At 63.1% G+C, this 1,656-nt stretch carries 2 protein-coding genes; both read right to left on the bottom strand.

Annotated features, from left to right (window positions below; all coding sequences use genetic code 11):
* Window positions 1-1,364: universal stress protein (locus AC1DT3_RS20325; RefSeq protein WP_477467018.1), on the bottom strand; the 1,364-nt coding region annotated here is incomplete at its 3' end.
* 43 nt (window positions 1,365-1,407) lie between these two features.
* On the bottom strand, window positions 1,408-1,656 hold a 249-nt coding region (locus tag AC1DT3_RS20330), incomplete at its 5' end, for a potassium-transporting ATPase subunit C (protein WP_477467019.1).

Here is a 1,656-nt window from a genome sequence, read left to right on the forward strand (position 1 = left end):
CAAGCGTACAGCGCGGGCCAGAGACCGAGCGTTGCGGCAGCGCCGAGGACGGCGGTTAGAAACGCAAGAGCGACGTTCTGAACCGCAAGAAACCGATCCAGCACCATGCTGAGCCCAAGAGCGCTTGCGACGAATATCGTGCTGTAGAGATACGGCGCCGCCTCGAACCGCGTTGTGACGTGCGCCGCGCGCGTGGCGACGGCTTTTGTCCCCTCGCCTTCGTTGAGAGCGATGACATGGACGCTGATGTCGCCTGCCAACCGGATGACATCATGCGCGACCGRGCCCTGGAGCGCCTCCGCAAGGCGGGATTTGGCGGGTTTCCCGATAATGATATGTGTAGCGTTGTGAGTCTCCGCATAGTGAACGACCTCGCTGGCGACATCGCGTCCAGGAATGGTCACGGCTTCGCCACCGAGACGCTCGGAAAGACGGAGAAGGTCCGTCACACGGTCGCTCTCAGCTTCTGAGCGTCGCAGTACACCCGCGGTCTCGATGTGCAACGCGATCCAGGGAGCCTGCAAGCGTGCCGTCACCCGTCGCGCATAGCGTATGAGCGCTTCGCTTCCGACGTTCTCGTCGATGCAGACGAGAACGCGGTCACCCGCGGCCCACGGGCCCGGGATGGCGTTCTCCTGCATATGGCTGACCAACTGCTCATCGACGCGCTGGGCTGTGCGCCGAAGAGCCAGCTCGCGCAAGGCCGTGAGATTGCCGGGAGAGAAGTAGTGCGCCACGGCACGCTGTGCGGTTTTTGGAACATAGACCTTGCCATCGTTGAGACGTTGGATCAGGTCTCGCGGCGTGATGTCGATGACCTCGATATCGTCCGCACGATCCACGATCGCGTCGGGCACGGTCTCTCGCACGCGAATGCGCGTGATCTGTGCGACAACGTCATTGAGACTCTCGACGTGCTGAATGTTCAGCGTCGAGTGAACGTCGATGCCGGCCGCCAGCAGTTCTTCCACGTCGAGGTATCGCTTGGGATGGCGGCTCCCTGGCGCGTTGGTGTGCGCGAGCTCGTCGACGAGAACCAACTGCGGTCGACGCCGGAGTATGGCGTCGAGATCCATCTCCTGGAGGCGATGCCCCTTATAATCGACCGCCCGGCGCGGCAACGACTCGAGTCCGGCGACCAACGCCTCGGTCTCCGCGCGGCCATGGGTCTCGACGATTCCGATGACCACGTCGACACCCTCGTCGCGTCTTGCGGCCGCTTCCTGAAGCATTTGGAACGTTTTGCCCACGCCCGGAGCCGCGCCGAGAAAGATCTTCAGCCGCCCCCGTCCCTCCGACGCAGCCGCTTTTAGGAGCGCATCTGGCGAGGGGCGGCGGTCACTGGCGCGGCGATCATCGGGCATAGTCATTCTCGATGTGGCGGGAGCTAAAGATGCCACCTCTTCTCTATCGATCTAGCTGATCGAGCGCGAGATTCAACTTGAGGACGTTGACGGTCTCCTCTCCCATGAACCCCAAAATCCTTCCCTCCGCGGTCTTGGAAACGACCTCGAGAACGCGCTCCGGTGACAAGCTTCGCGCTGCGGCGACCCTGGGAACTTGGAACCGCGCCGCCTCGGGCGATATGTGCGGGTCGAGCCCGCTGCCCGAGGTCGTTACGAGATCGATCGGAACCGCGGCCCCGGGATTCTGGGC

It is taken from the genome of Microvirga sp. P4_G7, assembly GCF_056401005.1.